This is a genomic window from Pradoshia sp. Z5_111 (genome assembly GCF_058267535.1).
Map to the genome: position 1 here is coordinate 355,233 of NZ_JBZCPQ010000001.1, position 20,494 is coordinate 375,726.

Here is a 20,494-nt window from a genome sequence, read left to right on the forward strand (position 1 = left end):
ACATGCTTAAGGGAATTAAAGTAGTTGATTTCACCCAAAACTTGCCCGGACCCTATGCAACCCTGCGGCTGGCAGATTTAGGAGCAGAAGTCATTAAAATAGAGCCTCCAACTGGAGATCATGCGCGTATGCCATTGGAGGATGATCAAAAAGAAAATTATCTTTTCCGGTGTATGAACCGAAATAAAAATAGCTTGGCCCTGGATTTGAAAAACGAAGCGGACAAAGAATTGGCGATTGAGTTGATCCGTAATTCAGACATTTTAATTGAAAGCTACCGTCCTGGTGTAATGGCTCGCTTAGGGCTTGGATACGAAGATATAAAAGTCCTGCAGCCATCGCTTATTTATTGCTCCTTATCCGGCTATGGTCAAAAAGGAACCATGCACCAACTAGGCAGCCATGATTTGAATTACATGGCTCTCAGCGGTGTATTAGCTCAGTTAAAGGATGGGAATGGCAGACCCATTCAACCGTCACTTACATTTGCTGATTTGATCGGTGGAACTTCAGCAACCGAAGCTATACTAGGTGCCCTCTTTCAAAGAGAACGATCAGGCAGTGGAAGCTATTTAGATATTGCTTTATTGGACACGACTGCTGCATTAATGAATTACCATGTGTTTATTGAATCAGCAACAGGCAGAAAAAACGGAATCCCTACTTTAAATGGTAATGTGATTTGTTATGGAATTTATGAAACCAAAGATCACAGGTATATGACGTTATGTGCGTTGGAGACAAAGTTTTGGAGAAATTTTTGCGCGGCAACAGGACAGGATGCATGGATAGATGCTCAATTTTCTAAGCCGACTAAGCAAAATGATGTTTATCAGGAAATAGTTCAATTGTTTGCAAGTAAAACATTCGAGGAATGGATTCATTTCTCTATGGAAGTGGATTGCTGCATGGCGCCTGTCCTTGAAGCCGATGAGCTAAGCGAACATATCTATATGAAGGACAGAAATCTAATTCACGAGAAAGATTCATATCGATATATGGTGACTGGATTTCAATCAGGAGCATTTTCAAATGAAATAATCGGTACCTATCCAAAGCTTGGCCAGCATAATCGAACCTATCAAAAATAAACGCTAGTAAACTGCTGTGTATGAATACCGGCAGTTTTTTCTTTATAGATTGATAATTAGCGTATTTTGCTAGGTGCCGTTTAAACCAACCTGCTACAGCAAGCGACAATGGACGAAACGAGACACTAACGAATGGGAAGGTGTACAGATTTCATACAACCAATCTCACAATCTGGCGGAATACCCATTTAATAATTTGGCATGATAATTGCATGTATATAGGGTGTACAGATATAAGACTATGAATAGAAAGGGAGTACAAATATGACCGGTTATTTAAAGGAAGAGCATCGTATTTTTCGTGAATCAGTTCGGAAATTTCTAGATAAGGAAGTGATTCCTTACTATCTTGATTGGGAGAAGGAGAAAAGCACACCTGGAGATTTGTGGAAAAAGTTGGGAGACCAAGGGTTTCTTGTACCGTGGGCAGATGAAAAATATGGTGGGTTTAATGCAGATTTTGCCTATTCAGTCATTCTTGCTGAGGAGTTTGAAAGAGTCGGAAGCGGAATCGGAGGATGTGTTTTACATAATGATATTGTTGTTCCATATTTATATGAATTCGGTACAGAAGAACAAAAACAAAGATGGATTCCAAAGTGCATTACGGGTGAATATTCAACGGCTATTGCAATGACTGAGCCGGGAACGGGATCAGATTTAGGGAATTTGCAGACAAGAGCTGTTAGAGATGGGGATCACTATATTATTAATGGGCAAAAAACGTTTATATCAAATGGACTCAGGTCCGGCCTGACTATTGTTGCCTGTAAAACAAATCCAGAGGCGGGACATAAAGGAATCAGTCTGATTGTAGTTGAAAAAGAAACACCTGGATTTATACGCGGCAAAAAGCTGAATAAGATTGGTCAGCTTGCGGGTGAAACGACTGAGTTAATTTTCGAGGATGCAAGAGTACCGATAAGCAATTTATTAGGAGAAGAAAATAAAGGATTCTATTATTTGATGGCCAAGCTTCAGCAGGAGAGGTTAATGTGTGCGATTCAGGCCTTAGCAGCAGCAGAGGAATCATTGAAAATCACGATTGATTATGTCAAACAGCGGACAGCCTTTGGTAAATCAATCAGTGAATTTCAAAATACACAATTTAAAATAGCTGAAATGGCGACCGAAGTGGAGATAGGTCGCACATTTATCGACGATTTAATTGTGAGGCATATGGAGAGACAGGATATTGTCACCGAGGTGAGCATGGCCAAATGGTGGATAACCGATATGGCAAAGAGGTTGGTCAGCCAATGTATGCAATTGCACGGTGGTTACGGTTTTATGGAAGAATATGCGATTGCGAGAAGATACCGAGATATAGCGGTCACCTCGATATATGCAGGTACAAATGAAATTATGAAGCAAATAATCGCTAAGAAAATTGGATTATAAGGGGGAGAGTTATATGAGGGAGGCCGTAATTGTTGAAGCAGTCAGAACACCGGTAGGAAAGCGTAATGGAGTATTGAGCTCCATCCGCCCGGATGATTTGCTCGCAAACGTTTTAAAAGAAGTAGTAAACAGGGCAGGTGTTTCTTCTGATTTGATTGAGGATGTCATTATTGGGTGTGTATCCCAAGTGGAAGAACAAGGGTTAAATATTGCACGTTCAGCTGCCTTGATGGCTGATTTCCCCATTAAAGTACCTGGCACGACGATTGATCGACAATGCGGTTCCAGTCAACAAGCGGTTCATTTTGCGGCACAAGCCATTTTGAGTGGAGATATGGATATCGTTATAGCGGGTGGAGTGGAGAGTATGTCAAGAGTGCCGATGGGTTCAACAAGAAAGCATTCACAGCCTAGTGAACAGCTGTCTTCCCGTTATGAATTAATCAATCAAGGACTATCAGCAGAAAGAATTGCTGAGAAATGGGGCTTTAGCCGCAATCAACTTGATGAATTTTCTCTATTGAGTCATCAGAGAGCTATTCAAGCCCAAAATGAGGGGCGCTTTGATCGTGAAATCGTGCCAGTGGAAGTATTGGATGATTTGGGAGCAAAGACTTTAGTTACACAGGATGAAGGCCCACGTCGGGGAACGTCTCTTGAAAAGCTGGCCACTTTGCCTACAGTTTTTAGAGAAAATGGTGTGATACACGCTGGGAATGCCAGTCAAATGAGTGACGGAGCTGCAGCCTTGTTAATCATGTCTAAGGAGAAGGCGTTGGAATTAGGCTTAAAACCAAGATTTTCGATAATTGCCCGAACGATTGTAGGATCCGATCCAACCCTGATGTTAACTGGACCGATCGAGGCGACGAGAATGGCACTTGATAGAGCAGGACTGACGATACAGGATATGGATTTATATGAAGTCAATGAAGCCTTTGCATCAGTTCCGCTCTGTTGGAAGGAAGAACTTGAAGCAAGCATGAATAAGTTAAATGTAAACGGAGGAGCGATTGCACTCGGTCATCCTCTTGGTGCAAGTGGGGCAAGGGTCATGGTTACTTTAATGCATGAACTCGAAAGAACGGGTGGACGATATGGATTACAGGCTATTTGCGAGGGTGCCGGTATGGCCAATGCAACGATTATCAAACGAATTGAATAGAACAATCAAACAGGTATGATTGAAAACTAAAAAATGGAGGTTGGTTGTATGAAGATGCAAAATATAATTGCTGTTGTAACAGGTGGAGCTTCGGGTCTGGGAGAGGCTACAGTCAAGAATATTGTGGAAAATGGCGGGAAAGTAACGATTATCGATCGCTCGGAAGATAAAGGGCTGGCATTAGCCGAATCACTCGGTCATGAAAATGTGATCTTTGTAAAAGCGGATGTAACCAGTGAGGATGAGATTCGGACTGCCATTGAGAAAAGTGTTGAAACGTTTGGGAAAATCAATACGGTCGTCAATTGTGCAGGGATTGGAGTAGGTGAAAAAGTCGTCTCTAAGGATAAAGTTCATGATCTTGGCAGATTTAAAAAAGTGATTGAGGTCAATTTGGTTGGGACATTTAATGTAATTCGTCTGGCTGCAGAACAAATGATTAAGAATGAACCTAATGAAGAAGGGGAAAGAGGTGTTGTCATTAATACAGCTTCAGTAGCAGCTTTTGATGGACAAATTGGCCAAGCAGCCTATAGTGCTTCAAAGGGTGGAATTGTTGGCATGACCTTGCCGTTGGCAAGAGATTTAGCGAGAAGCGGAGTTCGTGTTATGACGATTGCTCCGGGCTTGATTGACACACCTTTGTTTGGGGGATTACCAGAGCAGGCCAGGAGTGCCCTCGGTGCGATGGTACCATTCCCGCCAAGGCTCGGATATCCCTCAGAATATGCCATGCTCGTCAAAAGTATTATTGAAAATCCAATGCTGAATGGAGAAACAATTCGCCTGGATGGGGCAATTCGTATGCAGCCAAAATAATAGATTAAGAGGAGGCAGTGCTATGTATTCATTGCTGCGTGTTGAAAAAGAGAATAATGTCGCAACGGTCGTCATTGATAATCCACCTATGAATGTTTTGAGTGAACTACTGGCAAGTGAGCTTTGTGATGCCTTTAGTGAACTGAGAGATGACAATTCAGTGGTTACGGTTATTTTAACAGGGGAAGGTGACCGGGCATTTATGGCGGGAGCAGATATTAAGGAGTTCCCCAACATGATTAACCAAAGCACGGAGGCCAAAAAACAGCCCAGTAAGAAAAATGAGGTTTTTCGATTGATATCCGATTTTCCGAAGCCTACTATTGCCTATTTAAATGGAATAACACTGGGCGGTGGATTTGAACTTGCACTTGTCTGTGATCTGCGTATTGCCAAGGAGACGGCCCAACTTGGCTTGCCTGAAGTGAAGCTCGGCCTATTTCCAGGTGGAGGGGGAACGCAAAGGCTGCCCCGTTTAATCGGTTCAGCTAAAGCAAAAGAGCTGATGTTTACAGGCGATTCGATAACGGCTAAAGAAGCGCTTCAGCTCGGGATCATTAATCAAATTGCTACAGATGAAGAAGGGATTGAAGCTGCCCGCAAACTGGCCCGGAAAATCAGCAGGCATTCTCTTCAGGCTTTAAGAAGAATCAAGCAGGCAGTCAATGAGGGGGCAGATCATCAATTACAGGATGGGCTCGAATTGGAATCAAACCTGTTCCAGGAAATCTTTACAACAGAGGATATGAAAGAGGGAGTAACTGCATTCCTTGAAAAACGCCGTCCGGTATTTACTCATCAATAAGCATGTAAGTGTTTGCTATTGGGAAGAAGTCTGGGGGAATCATCTGTATGAAGTATGTTGAATGGAAACGGGTCGGTGTGGATGGGCATATAGCCGAAATACGATTAAACAGACCTAAAGCGCTTAATGCCTTTGATACAGAGATGGCTAAAGAAATCCTTGCGGTTACTCAAATTATTTCTGAAAGTGATGCAAGGGTGGTTTTAATCACATCGTCCAATAAGAAAGCTTTTTGTACCGGTGCAGATTTGAAGGAGCGCAACGAGCTGAATGAGGAAGAGTGGAAAAATCAGCACCAGCTATTTCGGGAAATGTTCACTGCTATAGCATCTCTTAAGCAACCGGTTATCGCGGTAGTGGATGGGTATGCTTTGGCTGGAGGATTTGAACTCGTTTTGAATTGTGATTTTTTAATTGCAGCAGATACGGCACAGTTTGGATTGCCGGAAGTGACACGTGGCATTATCCCTGGGTGTGGCGGTACGAGATTGCTGTCAAAACGAATACCGGTCCACCGTGCAAAGGAATGGATTTGTACAGGACGGATTGTGCCAGCATTGGAAGCGGAAAAGGATGGATTATTGAACAGGATGACCAGTTCTGCTGAATTATATAAATCAGCACTTGAATTTGCTGGGGGTATTGCCCGAAATGCCCCTATAGCTGTCCAGCAAGCAAAAGCAGCAACAGATTCCTTGTTTGTATTAAAGAATAATGAAGCAAAAATTGTAGAACAAGAGTACTATAACCGATGTTTATCAACCTCGGATCGACTTGAGGGAGTAAGGGCATTCGTCGAGAAACGGTCCCCTAAGTTCATCGGTAAATAAAATCAGGAGAGCCTGTTATTATTCAAAAATGCTTCCGGGAGGCTCTCTTTAAGCAAAGATTAATAAATTATATAAATAGGAGCACTTATTCTAAATTTTTCTCTTGGTTAGGCGTGTTAAGTAAACAATAGGTGATTGGAGGTGAGTTAAGTGAAATCTGTTCCCCTGGAAGAAACAGTCCAATTTAATAAAGAGCTGCGTCACAGTGTACGAAGAGTATGTCAACGATTCTCCGGCTCTTATTGGAGAGAGCTAGACATGAAAAATGCATACCCTGAAGAGTTTGTAAATGAAATAACGAGAAATGGTTTTCTATCAGCTTTGATCCCAGAAGAGTATGGTGGTTCTGGATTAGGGATTGCGGAAGCCTCTATTATTCTTGAAGAAATTAACCGAAGCGGAGGCAACGCTGGTGCCTGTCACGCTCAAATGTACATAATGGGGACGTTAGCCCGGCATGGAAACCAGCAACAAAAGTCAAACTATTTACCTCGTATTGCTGACGGTACATTACGATTGCAGGCTTTTGGAGTCACAGAACCAACGACAGGTACCGATACGACTAAATTACAGACTTTTGCAGAAAGAAGAGGAAATTATTATATCGTGAATGGCCAGAAAGTATTTATTTCAAGAACAGAGCATTCTGATTTAATGATGTTGCTAGTGAGGACTACACCGGTCAGTCAAATTAAGAAAAAAACGGAAGGTTTATCTGTCCTGCTTGTTGATTTGAGGGAGGCAATAAACAATGGTATTACCATCCGTCCCATTCAGACGATGATGAACCATTCTACGACTGAATTATTTATTGAAAATTTAAAGGTACCAGCCGAAAATTTGATTGGTGAAGAAGGAAAAGGTTTTTCCTATATTTTAGATGGTATGAATGCAGAACGAATATTAATTGCCGCTGAATGTATAGGGGATGGACGATGGTTTATAGAGAAAGCAACTCAATATGCAAACGAAAGAGTCGTTTTTGATCGGCAAATTGGGAAAAATCAAGGAATTCAATTTCCATTGGCGAAGGCACATATTCAAATAGAAGCAGCGGACTTAATGCGTAAGGAGGCATCAAGACTATTTGATTCAGGCATAAAATGTGGGGCTGAGGCGAATATGTCGAAATTGCTTGCCGCTGAAGCGTCGTGGGATGCTGCTAATACAGCACTGCAAACCTTTGGAGGATATGGTTTTGCATCTGAATATGATGTAGAGAGGAAATTCAGAGAAACACGCCTTTATCAAGTGGCACCAATTTCAACTAATATGATTCTTTCTTATGTAGCGGAGCATGTCTTAGGTTTGCCTAAGTCTTACTAGTATGAAACTCAAGGTTGATGGGAGGATGTAGTATGAGAAATGCGGTGATTGTTGAGGCTGTTCGGACGGCGGTTGGAAGGATAGGCGGATCGTTAAAAAATGAGGAAGTGGATTTTCTTGCTGCTGCCACCATGAACGGATTGATTGAACGCACAGGAGTCCAGAAAGATGAGATTGATGAAGTCATTATCGGCCAGGCGAAACAAAGCACAGATCAGCCTAACCTGGCTAGATTGGCATTATTACGTGCCGGACTTGCAATCGAAACGCCGGGTTATACGGTCCATCGCCAATGCGGATCAGGAGTGCAGGCTATTCATAATGGTGTCCAGCAAATCATGTGCGGCTTATCGGACATAGTAATTGCCGGAGGGGCTGAAAGTATGAGTCAGGCACCATTCTATTTACGTAATGCTCGTTATGGGTTTGGCACTGGTAATACGGAAATACTTGATTCCAATACGGAAAGTCAGCCACGTGCACAACCAATCGAGACATACGGTCATTTAACCATGGGGATGACAGCAGAAAACCTTGCCGAAAAATATTCAATCACCAGAGAAGAGCAGGATGAATATGCACTTTTAAGTCAAGAAAAGGCTGAACGTGCTATTTCTTCTGGTCTATTTAATGATCAAATCATTCCATATCAGATAAAGACGAAGAAAGGGACAGAAATATTTAAAGTGGATGAACATCCAAGAAAAACGAGTATGGAGCAATTGGCGCGGCTTAACCCTGTTTTTAAAGAAAATGGAACTGTAACGGCAGGGAATTCAAGCGGAAGGAATGATGGCGCAGGGTTGGTTATGCTGATGGCAGAAGAAACAGCTATTCAAAAGGGCTATAAACGTAAAGCAAAAATCATTGCTCAGGCAGTTGCCGGTGTTTCTCCAGATATTATGGGAATCGGTCCTGTACCAGCTACGAGAAAAGCACTGAAGTTAGCCGGGTTGAAGTTAGAGGATATAGGACTGATAGAATTAAACGAAGCATTCGCTGCTCAAACCTTAGCTGTGATTAAAGAATTGGATTTGGATACGAAACGATTGAATGTAAATGGCGGAGCGATTGCGCTTGGCCATCCAATCGGAGGGACTGGAGGTATTTTAATGACCAAGCTTATTCATGAAATGGAGCGCAGGGGAGAAAAATATGGATTGGTCACCTTTTGCATTGGGGGAGGCTTAGGAATATCCTCCATTGTTGAGAATCTGCAGGTTTAGGCCATGCAAGAGAAGAAAGGGTTGGATCTTTACCGTTCACGTACCGTCACTGCAAAAGAGGCAATCTCTCTTATAGACTCCTCTTACAATGTATTTTTGGCACCTTTTTGTAATGAACCGCAACAGCTGGTAAAGGAACTTATTCGGCAAAAGGAACGGTTTTGTTTATTAAATTTATACACTTGTATTGTTGGGAGTCCCTGCTTGTATGCTGAATCGGAGAGGAATCCTCATTTTTTTATCAGGACATTCCTTGGATCCTCATTATTAAAGGGGGTTTTTCATGCAGGAAATGGTGATTATATACCTTTGAATTTATCCGAATTACCGGCATGGGTGGAAACAAATAAAATTGATTTTGCCATGATTCAGGTTACTCCTCCCAATCAAGATGGTTATTGTAATCTTGGAATCTCAGTCGATATTATCCATTCACTTAGTAAACATGCTGGTAAAGTCATTGCTCAGGTCAATAGCAATCTTCCCAGGACATTTGGGGATTCAGAAATTCATGTATCAGAGATTGATTATTTTGTTGAATCAAATGATAGTTTATTGACGATTTCATCTGGAATTCCAAACAAAATAGAAGAGGCAATCGGTAAAAATGTTGCACAATTAATCCCTGATTATGCAACGATTCAAGTTGGGATAGGTAAAATTGCAGATGCCGTTCTTTTGGCCCTTAAGGAAAAGAAGGGATTGGGTGTTCATTCCGGTACTATAACAGACGGTGTCATGGAAATGATGAAGCGAGGAGTTATTACTAATGAAAGAAAAGAAGTGATGACTGGTAAAACGGTTTGTACCACTTTAACTGGAAGTCAGCAGTTATATAGATTCGCCAACCTCAATAAGGATATTTGCTTATACCCAACAGATTTTACACATAATAGCTTACAAATTTCAAAGATTACGGATTTCTATTCAATTAACTCAGCTTTGGAAGTCGATTTGACAGGACAAATAAATGCTGAGCAAATTGGCAATTATCCATTAGCTGGAGTTGGCGGCCAAATGGATTTTATTCGTGGGGCCAGACTTTCAAAAGGTGGAAAAGCTATTATTGCCCTTCCAGCGACTGCAATGGGAGGTACTAGGTCGAGAATAAAAAATACTGTATCTTCTGTTACATCCTTAAAATCAGAGATTGATTATATTGTGACAGAGTACGGAATTGCTTCCTTGTTTGGCAAATCACTTAAAGAACGAAGACAGCAAATGCTGAACATCGTACACCCGAATTTCAGAGAAAGTTTAAGTGCTAATCTTACATCACAGTTGTAGCAATAATCTTTTTTACATGGAGGGGTTTAGGTGTCAATCAAGGTGAAACAGGATCAGATAAAAAGGGCAAGACGGCCATTTTTTACTGATGAACATGAAATGTTCAGGAAATCACTCGTGAGTTTTTTACAAAAAGAAGCTGTTCCCTATTTTGAAACATGGGAAGAGGAGAGATTGATCCCTCGATCCTTTTGGGAGAAGATGGGTGAACAAGGTTTTATTTGCCCGTGGGTCAGTGTGGAGTATGGCGGAATGGGTACTGATTTTGGCTTTGCTATTATTTTAAGTGAAGAATTAGCAAGAATAGGAGCTGGTTTGACGGGCATAGGAACTCACAGCAATATCATTGTTCCTTATTTACATACATTTGGCAATGAGGAACAAAAGCATAGATTTTTGAAAAAATGCGTTAAAGGGGAACTGATTACTTCGATTGCAATGACAGAACCAGGGGCTGGATCTGATTTGGCAAACATCCAAACGACGGCTATCCGTAAAGGTAATCAGTATATATTAAATGGTCAGAAAACATTTATTACAAATGGAATCCATTCTGATTTGATTATTGTTGCCTGTAAAACGGATCCAAAAGCTGAACCAAGACATAAAGGGATCAGTCTTATATTAGTTGAACGAGATACCCCAGGGTTTACGCGTGGGAGGAAGTTAAATAAGGTGGGAATGCACAGCCAGGATACGAGTGAGCTAATATTTGAAGATTGTATAGTGCCAGTCTCAAATCGATTGGGAGAAGAAGGAAAAGGCTTCCGCTATATGATGATGAATCTTCAGGAGGAACGGCTCTTATGCGCAACAAATGCGGTCGTGGCTGCTGAAGATATGCTGCAAATAACCATCCAATATGTAAAAGATAGAAATGCCTTTGGGAAACCAATCAGTCAATTTCAGAACACTCAATTTACGCTGGCCGAAATTGCTACTGAAATAAGACTTGGCCGGATTTTTGTCGATGATTTAATCAAAAAACATATCGATGGAAAAGAAATTGTGAAGGAAGTAAGTATGGCTAAATGGTGGACGACAGAGATGGCAAAACGTGTCTCCACCCAATGTATGCAGCTTCATGGCGGTTATGGCTATATGGAGGAATACAAAATTTCCAGACGGTACAGAGATATACCTGTTACATCCATTTTTGCGGGCTCCAATGAAATTATGAAGGTCATTATCTCTAAACAACTGGGACTCAGCTGAAAAAAGCATGGTATACCAAATTAAAAAGAAGAGGGGAGAGAACGAGTATGGACTTTACCTTATCAGAAGAAACGGTAGAAATGAAAAAGATGATCAAACAATTCATTGATGAAACGGTCGATCCGAAAGCAGACTACATCGAGAAAAATGATTATATACCTGAGGATATCATGCAGCTAAGCAGGGATATGGGTCTATTTGGTTTGAGTATCCCGGAAGACTATGGCGGACTTGGCCTTGATATGGTTGGCAAATGTGCCATATATGATGAGCTAGGCCGTACGCATAATGGCTATACGACCATCATTGGAGCACATACGGGTATTGGCTCTGTTGGGATAGTTGAGATGGGAAATGATAAGCAGAAGCAAAAATATTTACCCAAAATGGCAACTGGTGAATTAATTGGTGCATTTGCTTTAACAGAGCCTGAAGCTGGCTCAAATGCAGCTGCGATTAGAACAAGAGCCGTTCGAAAAGGAGACAGCTATCTTCTAAATGGAACCAAGCACTATATAACTAATGCATCCATTGCCGGGTTATTTACCGTGATGGCTGTAACTAATCCGGATGCAGGTCCTAAAGGAATTACCTCCTTTTTGATAGAAAAGGGTACAAAAGGAATGATTATTGGGAAAAAGGAAGAAAAAATGGGCTTGCGAGGCTCTCATTCTTTCGAAATCTTTTTTGAAGATTGCGAGGTTCCCTCAGATAATATTCTTGGACAAGAGGGAATGGGATACGTGAATGCTCTTAAGATTCTAGCTAATGGCCGCGTTGGTCTGGCTGCGAGGAATCTGGGATCCTGTCAAAAATTATTGGAATTATCGGTCCAATATGCATTTGAACGGAACCAATTCGGGAAGCCGATTTTTGAACAGCAAATTATCCAGCACTATTTGGCTGATATGGCCTTGGACATTGAATCGCTCCGTGCATTAACCTATAAGGTTGCCTGGATGGTGGACCAAGGAAAGAATGTTATTAAAGAAGCGGCTATGTCTAAACTACAGGGTTCAGAAATATTTAATCGAGTAGCTGATAAAGCCGTTCAGATTCATGGGGGCTTAGGATATATGAAAGGATATCCAATCGAGCGATTTTATCGTGATGCAAGAATCACCAAGATTTATGAAGGTACATCTGAAATCCAGAAAAATATTATTGCTGCACAAATAAAGAGAGATTTCTATAAGCATTCACAGATGATATATACATAATTCTGATTAGGACAGATAGTCATTGATATCACAAATAAAAATAGGCAGGATTCCAACGGATGAGTGGAATCTATTTTTTTCGTTGAGGAGTTTGAAAACAGCATAAATTATTACGGTAAACCGGCTAGAGATTTGTTAAAATTGGAATATATGTTCGATTGTGGAAGGTGGGGTCGTTTTAAGATGTTAAAGAATGAAGAGGATGTTATTAGGCTAATTCAAAACGATGAAAAAATGATGGAGATTATAAAGGCTGCGAGCACTTTAAATTTACCTGATTGGTGGATATGTGCAGGATTTATTCGTTCAAAAATCTGGGATACTTTGCACGGATTTAATGATCGTACTGAAACACCGGATGTTGATGTTATCTATTTTGATAAATCAATAATTAATGAGGATATCGAAAAAGAATTTGAGAATAAATTGATTAGTATTATGCCAGATATACCTTGGTCTGTGAAAAATGAAGCTAGAATGCATATGATTAATAACTCATCTCCCTATACCTCTTCGCAGGATGCCATTTCAAAATTCCCTGAAACGGCGACAGCTCTAGGCATAAAGATAGATAGTGAGAATAATCTAATTCTTTTTGCTCCTCATGGATTAGATGATGTTATCAATTTAGAAGTGAAGCCAACTCCTTATTTTCGCGGGTCAAAAGACTTGGCTGTTATTTATAAGGAGCGAGTTTCAAAAAAGAATTGGAAGTCTATTTGGCATAAGGTTGAAGTTCAAAATGTATCTGATTAAGAATGATCGACTCTCATTTACTTTCCCTCTTTTTATTAGTATCTCTATAACTTCTATTATTTTGATATTTTCTGGTGGTAATATTCTGAAAATATAATAAAATATGAATTTATGGGGGTGTATAAAGATATGCGTTTAGCGGGTGAGATACTTGGCCACTTTAAGCCGTATTGGATCAGTATTACAATAGCAGTAGTTTTTTCTTTGATTGGTGGGGGATTTACGATACTTCCGCCAATTCTGACAGGTAAATTGGTTGATGATGTACTCTTACATAATGTAATCGAACTTCTTCCGTTGATCATCGGAGGTATTATTGTTTCTTATATTGGAAAAGTAGTATTTGAGAGTATGCAGGAATATATTCAAATCAAAGTTGGGCTGAATGTCATAACGGATATGCAATTGCGTGTTTTTAAGAAATTGCATAAAGCCCCAATGTCCTTTTTCCAAAAGACACCGCGCGGAGACATGTTATTTAGGCTGACACATGACGTAGAGTCGATTCAAAATTTAAATAACACTGTAGTTCCACGATTCCTGCAGCAGATAATCAGTGCAGTTGCTGCTTTTTCGACCGTCATTTTTCTTTATTGGCCAACTGCTGTGGTAATGATGATTGTATTTACTATTTATTTATATCCTTCCTTTAAGCTTGGGAAAACGGTTAGGAAAATGGGAGCTATTCAAAGGGATATGAGTGCTGATATGTACCACCATCTGCAAGAAAGTATTGAATCGATACGTTTGGTTCGTACTTTTCATCAACAGACTGCTGAAATAGATAAGCAGAAATCCAAGCTGAAGAAATGGATGGCTTTCTCCATCAAAGCAGCGTTGATCGGTAAAGTGAACTGGCGCCTGGGTAATTTGTTCAATATCGCTACACCAGGAGTAGTTATGCTTTTAGGAGGCTATTCGGTTTGGAAGGGTGAAATCACGGTTGGTGTACTCGTGACTTGTTTAGGCTTTATCCCAACCATGTTTCAGCCAGTGCGTTCACTCGCTGAAAATGCAATGATCATCCAGCAGGCTATACCAGCCTTGCAAAGAATCTATGAATATTTCAATTTACCTGAAGAGCATGATGAACAACTACCTGACATAGGTCCTATTGCAGGAAAAGTAGAATTAAGAAACATCACTTTTCGTTATTCAGAATCAACTGAGAATGTATTAAATAATATTTCAATCACGGTAGAACAGGGCCGCCATATTGGAATTGTAGGTACAAGCGGAGGCGGAAAAAGTACCTTGGTCCAGATTTTACTAGGATTATATAATCCTGATAAGGGCGAGGTCCTGATTGATGGGAAGAATCTTCATTCCTATAATCGGAATTCGTTCAGAACCCAGGTTGGAATTGTAAGTCAGGAGACTTTTCTTTTGAATGCAACATTGAGAGAAAATTTATGTTATGGAAAACGGGATGCAAAAGACACCGACTTGCAGCATGCTGTTGAAGCTGCTGGATTGGCTGAATTGATTGAGTCATTACCGGAAGGCTACGAAACAATCGTAGGAGAAAGGGGCCTGAAGCTCTCAGGAGGGCAGCGTCAACGGATCGCACTGGCGAGAGCTATTTTAAGACATCCTCACCTTTTGATATTTGATGAGGCAACATCCTCTTTAGATGGAGAAACAGAAGAGAAGGTACAAGAAGCACTTGAAAAGCTCATACCAGGGAGAACAACGATTACGATTGCCCATCGCTTAATAACCGTTCGCCATACAGATGAGATTTTGCTTTTACATAAGGGAGAAATAGCCGAAAGAGGGACGCATCAAGAATTACTTGACCTGAAAGGGAAATATTATGAGTTGTATATGTCGCAATACAGTGAACTTGAGAAGGGGCGAGTAGGATGAGTACTGAACAAAAGAAGCAAAAAAATCGCGATGGCAGACGTGTACTCGCCTTTTTAAAGCCGTTTTGGAAATGGGTACTGGGGGATTCATTTGTGATTGCTATTGCACAAGTTTGTGCAGCTGTAATCCCGGCATTTGCTCTGAGCTGGCTTGTAGATGAAGTGATACCTAAACAATCCTCATCTTTATTATGGGGGTTAATGTGGCTGCTGTTGTTTGTAGCCATATTTGATTTACTCATGATGGTTATAGACGAATATTTTTGCCATTATATTGCGAAGTCCGTTACGAACAGACAGAAAATAAAATTATTTACTCACATCCATTATCTACCCTTCTCCTACTTCCAGAATGCAAAATCAGGCGAATTACTGGCCCGTGTTTCAGATGATCCTGATACATTGCACAATTTCCTGGCATGGGAAGGCTCCACATTAATGGCTGCTGTTCAGGGAGTTATCATATATAATTTCGTTCTATTTTTTATCCATCCCTACCTGATGCTGGCCAGCATGATTCTAGGTATTATTTTTTATCTGGCATCTAATCATGTCGGTAAAAGAACAAGGTCTGCTTCTCAAAAAGCGAGAGAAGAGGCGTCCCGATATTTAGAAAGACTGCGTGAATCTGTAACTGGGATCCATCTTTCAAGAGTCTTGGGCGTATCTGATCGTGAGGTGGAGAGCATTATATCCATTCGGGAGTCCTTTGTTAAACATTCTATAAAAGAATTAAAAGCACGTATGCAATCGATTGTTGTAATTGGCGGATATAATGGAATCGCACTTGCAGGAGTTTATTATTTAAGTGTCCTTTTGATTTGGGACAATCAATTAACAACCGGTCAAATGCTAACAGCCGGGGGTCTTGTAACGATTGCGGCGAATGAAATGCAAAAGATGTTAAGAATGTGGCTATCGGTAAGAAGAACCGGTCCAGCACTGGATCGGTCAGATCTTCTCCTTGCCATCCCGAAATCTGAAATTGAAACCAATCAGGGTGAAAAACAGGAATCGATTGTTGGTACTATTGAAGCTTCTAATTTGGTTTTTTCCTATCCTAATAAAGATGAGCCTGTCTTAATGGGAGTCTCATTCAAGATTAAGCAAGGAGAGATTGCCGCGATTGTGGGACCGAGCGGATCTGGGAAATCAACGATTGTTGACTTGCTTTTACGTCTTTATGATCCTGTTGAGGGTGCAATCAAAATTAATCATCAGGATATTCGTTTGATTGATGTCGGAGGGCTTCGCCAAAAAATTGCGTTCGTTTCTCAGGATGTTCAGATGAGGAATGGAACGTTGGCTGATAATTTGAGAATTGGAAATCCAGAAGCAACAGATGAAGAGCTTTATACCGCAATTCGAGACAGCGGGCTAATGGAATATGTAGAAGGATTACCGAATGGACTGGAAACAAATGTTGGAGAAAGAGGCAGCATGCTGTCCGGGGGACAAAAGCAACGTTTATCTTTAGCACGGGCATTAGTAAAAAAGGCTGAAATTCTCATCCTGGATGAAGCAAGCTCAGCGTTGGACCCGATCACTGAGCTCAAAATAAATGAAGCAATCAGAAAAAGGAAAGATTCGCAAACCATCCTGATCATTTCACATCGACTTTCCACTGTCCTATCAGCCGACCGAATTATTGTTATGGAAAATGGAAAAGTAATTGAGACAGGTACACATAGGGAACTGCTTGAGAATAAACATGGGGTATATTCAAGGTTATTTAGCAGGGAAGCCGAAATGGGCAATCAAACTGTAACTATATAACTCTACAGAATCGTAAGAATTGGATGGCTCACACCTCTAACATGTACTTACAAGTTATGGTAAACTATTCATGATTCGCGTTTGTTCATAGAGGGGTGATTCATATAATGAAAAAATACGAACAAGTAAAGATGGAGATTAAGAAGCTCATCGAAGAAGGCGATTATATACCTAATCAGCGCATAAGTTCTGAATATAGTTTAACGCAGCAATTTGGAGTTAGCAGACATACAGTGCGTAAAGCAATTAATGATCTTGTAAATGAAGGCTGGTTGTATACAGAGCAAGGTTCAGGAACCTTTTGTGCTGACCGGGACTTAAATCAACCATCTGAAAAAACAATTGCTCTTTTGACTACATATATATCCAATTACATCTTCCCCTCCATCATTAATGGAGTTGAATCCTATCTAAGCAGTAAAGGATATAATTTGCTCCTTTATAGTACGAATAATGATTTAAATAAAGAAAAGTTATGTTTAGAGAATATTTTAAACAGGGGAATTGCAGGGTTAATTGTAGAACCGACTAAAAGTAATTATTATAATCCGAACCTGAAATACTATTTAAATTTAGAAAGTGAAAAAATACCGTATTTAATGATTAACGCTTATTATCCAGAGCTACACCCGTATAGATTAACGGTAGATGATGAATTAGGCGCTTATATGGCAACAGAACATTTGATTAGATTGGGACATAGACGCATTGCAGGTATCTTTAAAACCGATGACCAGCAAGGTGTTAAGAGGATGCAGGGATTTATCAAAGCACATAGGGAGCATAGCATCCCCATCTTACCCAATATGATTTTACCCTGTACAACAATTGAAAAAGATAGAGTATTGAATGAAGAATTCAGGGGTCTGCTAAATTCTGAACAAAGACCTACAGGGCTCTTTTGTTATAACGATGAAATAGCTTTGTCTGCTCTTGATGTTATTAGGGATTTTGAAATGAGTGTACCTAATGATTTATCGATTGTAGGGTTTGATGACTCAAATTTAGCGACTGCATCTGAAGTAAAATTAACGACCATCAGACATCCCCAATTTGAAATGGGAAGACAGGCTGCAGAAACAATTCTTCAGCTGATTGAAAATAAAGTAGATGGAGATCCTTCAATCCGTTATAAACCAGAGTTAATATTACGAAATTCAACGAAAAAAATATAGGAATATCCTTTAAAAAACCCACCAAAATGGGTTTTTTATTTTGTTCACAAAATGATTGTAAAAAATATGAAAAGAAGCATAATTTATGTAGCGTACTTGTACTAACAAGTAGTATGATATTAATGTAAGCGCATGCACTATTTAGAAAGGTTTCTATATTCATAATATTACGTAATTATCTTGAATAAGAGCCTTATTTTATCAAAAGGGAGTGGTTGATAACATGAGAAAGTTTGTTACTGCAATGATGATGTTTGTACTGGTATTTACCTTAGCGGCATGTGGTGGCGATGAAAAATCCAGCGGTGATGAAAAAGGGTATGTTGGAATTGCCATGCCAACAAAGTCATCAGAGCGTTGGGTATTTGATGGAGAAAATATGGTCAAGGAATTTGAAAAGTTAGGCTACAAAACAGATCTTCAATATGGCGAAGACGTTATTGAAAATCAAATTGCCCAAATTGAAAATATGATTACTAAAGAAGTAGACATTTTAGTAATTGCCTCTATTGATGGGGAGTCTTTAACAGAAGTCCTTCAAAAAGCAGCTGATCAAGATATAAAAGTAATTTCTTATGATCGATTAATTAAAGGGACAGATAATGTAAGTTATTATGCAACATTTGATAACTTCAAGGTTGGTGTTTTACAAGCCTCCTACATTGAAGACAAGCTTGGTCTTAAGGATGGCAAAGGGCCATTTAATATTGAATTGTTTGGTGGGTCTCCAGACGATAACAACGCTTACTTTTTCTATGATGGTGCAATGTCTGTCTTAAAACCATACATAGACTCAGGAAAATTGGTTGTTAAAAGCAAACAAACAGATATGAAGCAAATCGCTACTTTACGTTGGGACGGGGCAACTGCACAATCTCGTATGGACAACTTGCTGAGTTCACAATATTCAACTGATCGTGTAGATGCCGTTTTATCTCCGTTTGATGGAATCAGTATTGGTATTATTTCTTCTCTTAAAGGGGTTGGTTATGGAACTGAAAGTAAGCCATTGCCAATAATCACTGGACAGGATGCTGAGTTGGCATCAGTAAAATCAATTATTGCCGGTGAGCAAACCTCAACCATCTTTAAAGATACGAGAGCATTAGCTAAAAAAGCAGTGGAGATGGCTGATGCAGTCCTAAAAGGTAAGGAAGCAGAAGTAAATGATACTGAAACATATGACAACGGAAATAAGGTTGTACCTTCTTATCTATTGGAACCGGTTACAGTTGATAAAGAGAATTACAAAGAAATTTTAGTAGATAGCGGATATTACACAGAAGAAGAATTAAGCAAATAACAGAAGTGATAGGTCTTGGTATTTTGAAAGGTTTCTATATTCCAAACTTTATGGGGCTAGAATGAATTAGAAACCTTTATTTTTATCAAAAGGGAGAGGTTCAAAACATGAGAAAGTTTGTTACTGCAATGATGATGTTTGCACTGGTATTTACCTTAGCAGCATGTGGCAGCGATGAAAAATCCAGCGGTGATGAAAAAGGGTTTGTTGGAATCGCTATGCCGACAAAGTCATCAGAGCGCTGGGTATTTGATGGAGAAAATATGGTCGAAGAGTTTGAAAAGCTAGGCTACAAAACAGATCTTCAATATGGCGAAGATGTCATTGAAAATCAAATTTCCCAAATTGAAAATATGATTACTAAAGGAGTAGATATTTTAGTAGTCGCCTCTATTGATGGGGAATCATTGACAGAAGTTCTTCAAAAAGCAGCTGACCAGGATATTAAGGTTATATCCTATGACCGCTTAATTAAAGGGACAGATAATGTGAGTTATTATGCCACATTTGATAACTACAAAGTTGGTGTTTTACAAGGCTCTTATATTGAAGAAAAACTGGGTCTTAAGGACGGCAAAGGACCATTTAATATTGAATTGTTTGGCGGATCTCCAGACGATAACAACGCGTACTTTTTCTATGATGGTGCAATGTCTGTCTTAAAACCATATATAGATTCCGGAAAATTGGTTGTTAAGAGCAAACAAACAGATATGAAGCAAATCGCTACTTTACGTTGGGATGGCGCAACAGCGCAAACTCGTATGGACAACTTGCTAAGTTCACAATATTCATCTGATCGTGTAGATGCAGTTTTATCACCAAATGATGCATTAGCAATTGGTATTATTTCTTCTTTAAAAGGGGTTGGTTATGGATCAGATAGCAAACCATTACCGATTATTACCGGACAGGATGCTGATTTAGCATCAGTTAAATCTATCATTGCCGGTGAACAAACCTCTTCCATCTTTAAAGATACAAGAGCATTGGCTAAAAAAGCAGTTGAAATGACAGATGCAGTTTTAAAAGGTAAGGAAGCAGAAGTAAATGACACTGAAACATATGACAATGGAAGCAAGGTTGTACCATCTTATCTTTTAGAACCAGTAATAGTAGATAAGGAAAATTATAAAGAAATTTTAGTCGATAGCGGATATTACACAGAAGAAGAGCTAAGCAATTAACAGAATGGATGGCGGATGCTGTTTGATTTTAATGTAAACGATTA

General features: G+C 39.9%; 17 protein-coding genes. All 17 read left to right on the forward strand.

Features of this window, described 5'->3' with window-relative positions; translation table 11 throughout:
• The first annotated feature begins 2 nt into the window (after positions 1-2).
• The 17 genes from AC4D4A_RS01780 (at position 3) to chvE (AC4D4A_RS01860) (ending at position 20,450) form a co-directional block, all read left to right on the forward strand.
• Complete coding sequence (locus AC4D4A_RS01780) at positions 3-1,091, forward strand: CaiB/BaiF CoA transferase family protein (protein WP_490994310.1); 1,089 nt, start codon at positions 3-5, stop codon at positions 1,089-1,091.
• 264 nt (positions 1,092-1,355) lie between these two features.
• Entirely contained in the window at positions 1,356-2,492 is a 1,137-nt protein-coding gene (locus AC4D4A_RS01785; RefSeq protein ID WP_490994311.1) for an acyl-CoA dehydrogenase family protein, read from the forward strand.
• A gap of 13 nt (positions 2,493-2,505) precedes the next feature.
• Complete coding sequence (locus tag AC4D4A_RS01790) at positions 2,506-3,657, forward strand: thiolase family protein (protein ID WP_490994312.1); 1,152 nt, start codon at positions 2,506-2,508, stop codon at positions 3,655-3,657.
• Positions 3,658-3,705: 48 nt separating this feature from the next.
• Positions 3,706-4,476: a 3-hydroxyacyl-CoA dehydrogenase gene (locus AC4D4A_RS01795; RefSeq protein WP_139891865.1), complete on the forward strand. Its 771-nt coding sequence runs from the start codon at positions 3,706-3,708 to the stop codon at positions 4,474-4,476.
• 22 nt (positions 4,477-4,498) lie between these two features.
• Complete coding sequence (locus tag AC4D4A_RS01800) at positions 4,499-5,281, forward strand: enoyl-CoA hydratase/isomerase family protein (protein ID WP_490994313.1); 783 nt, start codon at positions 4,499-4,501, stop codon at positions 5,279-5,281.
• 47 nt (positions 5,282-5,328) lie between these two features.
• The gene (locus tag AC4D4A_RS01805) at positions 5,329-6,111 is read left to right on the forward strand and encodes an enoyl-CoA hydratase/isomerase family protein (RefSeq protein WP_490994314.1); all 783 of its coding nucleotides are present in this window, start codon (positions 5,329-5,331) and stop codon (positions 6,109-6,111) included.
• A gap of 150 nt (positions 6,112-6,261) precedes the next feature.
• Entirely contained in the window at positions 6,262-7,437 is a 1,176-nt protein-coding gene (locus AC4D4A_RS01810) for an acyl-CoA dehydrogenase family protein (RefSeq protein ID WP_490994315.1), read from the forward strand.
• Positions 7,438-7,469: 32 nt separating this feature from the next.
• On the forward strand, positions 7,470-8,663 hold the full coding sequence (locus AC4D4A_RS01815) for a thiolase family protein (RefSeq protein ID WP_490994316.1): 1,194 nt from the start codon (positions 7,470-7,472) through the stop codon (positions 8,661-8,663).
• 3 nt (positions 8,664-8,666) lie between these two features.
• On the forward strand, positions 8,667-9,950 hold the full coding sequence (locus tag AC4D4A_RS01820; RefSeq protein WP_490994317.1) for an acetyl-CoA hydrolase/transferase family protein: 1,284 nt from the start codon (positions 8,667-8,669) through the stop codon (positions 9,948-9,950).
• 36 nt (positions 9,951-9,986) lie between these two features.
• Positions 9,987-11,165 (forward strand): acyl-CoA dehydrogenase family protein, encoded by a 1,179-nt coding sequence (locus tag AC4D4A_RS01825; protein WP_490994747.1) that lies wholly within the window; start codon positions 9,987-9,989, stop codon positions 11,163-11,165.
• Between the two features lie 47 nt (positions 11,166-11,212).
• Complete coding sequence (locus tag AC4D4A_RS01830) at positions 11,213-12,385, forward strand: acyl-CoA dehydrogenase family protein (protein ID WP_490994318.1); 1,173 nt, start codon at positions 11,213-11,215, stop codon at positions 12,383-12,385.
• 183 nt (positions 12,386-12,568) lie between these two features.
• Complete coding sequence (locus AC4D4A_RS01835; protein ID WP_490994319.1) at positions 12,569-13,141, forward strand: nucleotidyltransferase family protein; 573 nt, start codon at positions 12,569-12,571, stop codon at positions 13,139-13,141.
• A 129-nt stretch (positions 13,142-13,270) separates the two neighbouring features.
• Complete coding sequence (locus tag AC4D4A_RS01840; RefSeq protein WP_490994320.1) at positions 13,271-15,010, forward strand: ABC transporter ATP-binding protein; 1,740 nt, start codon at positions 13,271-13,273, stop codon at positions 15,008-15,010.
• Positions 15,007-16,785, forward strand: coding sequence for an ABC transporter ATP-binding protein (locus AC4D4A_RS01845; protein ID WP_490994321.1), 1,779 nt, complete (start codon positions 15,007-15,009; stop codon positions 16,783-16,785). Before AC4D4A_RS01840 ends, AC4D4A_RS01845 begins: the two co-directional genes overlap by 4 nt.
• 107 nt (positions 16,786-16,892) lie before the next feature.
• Positions 16,893-17,960 (forward strand): GntR family transcriptional regulator, encoded by a 1,068-nt coding sequence (locus AC4D4A_RS01850; RefSeq protein WP_490994322.1) that lies wholly within the window; start codon positions 16,893-16,895, stop codon positions 17,958-17,960.
• 223 nt (positions 17,961-18,183) lie between these two features.
• Positions 18,184-19,263: a multiple monosaccharide ABC transporter substrate-binding protein gene (gene chvE, locus AC4D4A_RS01855; RefSeq protein ID WP_490994323.1), complete on the forward strand. Its 1,080-nt coding sequence runs from the start codon at positions 18,184-18,186 to the stop codon at positions 19,261-19,263.
• A gap of 128 nt (positions 19,264-19,391) precedes the next feature.
• The gene (chvE, locus tag AC4D4A_RS01860) at positions 19,392-20,450 is read left to right on the forward strand and encodes a multiple monosaccharide ABC transporter substrate-binding protein (protein WP_490994748.1); all 1,059 of its coding nucleotides are present in this window, start codon (positions 19,392-19,394) and stop codon (positions 20,448-20,450) included.
• Positions 20,451-20,494: the final 44 nt, after the last annotated feature.

Excerpts from the sequence above, each read along its gene's own strand:
- AC4D4A_RS01800 (WP_490994313.1), top strand. The coding sequence starts at position 4,499 with ATGTATTCATTGCTGCGTGTTGAAAAAGAGAATAATGTCGCAACGGTC.
- AC4D4A_RS01850 (WP_490994322.1), top strand. The coding sequence starts at position 16,893 with ATGAAAAAATACGAACAAGTAAAGATGGAGATTAAGAAGCTCATCGAA.
- AC4D4A_RS01780 (WP_490994310.1), top strand. The coding sequence starts at position 3 with ATGCTTAAGGGAATTAAAGTAGTTGATTTCACCCAAAACTTGCCCGGA.
- AC4D4A_RS01835 (WP_490994319.1), top strand. The coding sequence starts at position 12,569 with ATGTTAAAGAATGAAGAGGATGTTATTAGGCTAATTCAAAACGATGAA.
- AC4D4A_RS01815 (WP_490994316.1), top strand. The coding sequence starts at position 7,470 with ATGAGAAATGCGGTGATTGTTGAGGCTGTTCGGACGGCGGTTGGAAGG.
- AC4D4A_RS01785 (WP_490994311.1), top strand. The coding sequence starts at position 1,356 with ATGACCGGTTATTTAAAGGAAGAGCATCGTATTTTTCGTGAATCAGTT.
- AC4D4A_RS01790 (WP_490994312.1), top strand. The coding sequence starts at position 2,506 with ATGAGGGAGGCCGTAATTGTTGAAGCAGTCAGAACACCGGTAGGAAAG.
- chvE (WP_490994323.1), top strand. The coding sequence starts at position 18,184 with ATGAGAAAGTTTGTTACTGCAATGATGATGTTTGTACTGGTATTTACC.
- chvE (WP_490994748.1), top strand. The coding sequence starts at position 19,392 with ATGATGATGTTTGCACTGGTATTTACCTTAGCAGCATGTGGCAGCGAT.
- AC4D4A_RS01820 (WP_490994317.1), top strand. The coding sequence starts at position 8,667 with ATGCAAGAGAAGAAAGGGTTGGATCTTTACCGTTCACGTACCGTCACT.
- AC4D4A_RS01830 (WP_490994318.1), top strand. The coding sequence starts at position 11,213 with ATGGACTTTACCTTATCAGAAGAAACGGTAGAAATGAAAAAGATGATC.
- AC4D4A_RS01805 (WP_490994314.1), top strand. The coding sequence starts at position 5,329 with ATGAAGTATGTTGAATGGAAACGGGTCGGTGTGGATGGGCATATAGCC.
- AC4D4A_RS01840 (WP_490994320.1), top strand. The coding sequence starts at position 13,271 with ATGCGTTTAGCGGGTGAGATACTTGGCCACTTTAAGCCGTATTGGATC.
- AC4D4A_RS01795 (WP_139891865.1), top strand. The coding sequence starts at position 3,706 with ATGAAGATGCAAAATATAATTGCTGTTGTAACAGGTGGAGCTTCGGGT.
- AC4D4A_RS01845 (WP_490994321.1), top strand. The coding sequence starts at position 15,007 with ATGAGTACTGAACAAAAGAAGCAAAAAAATCGCGATGGCAGACGTGTA.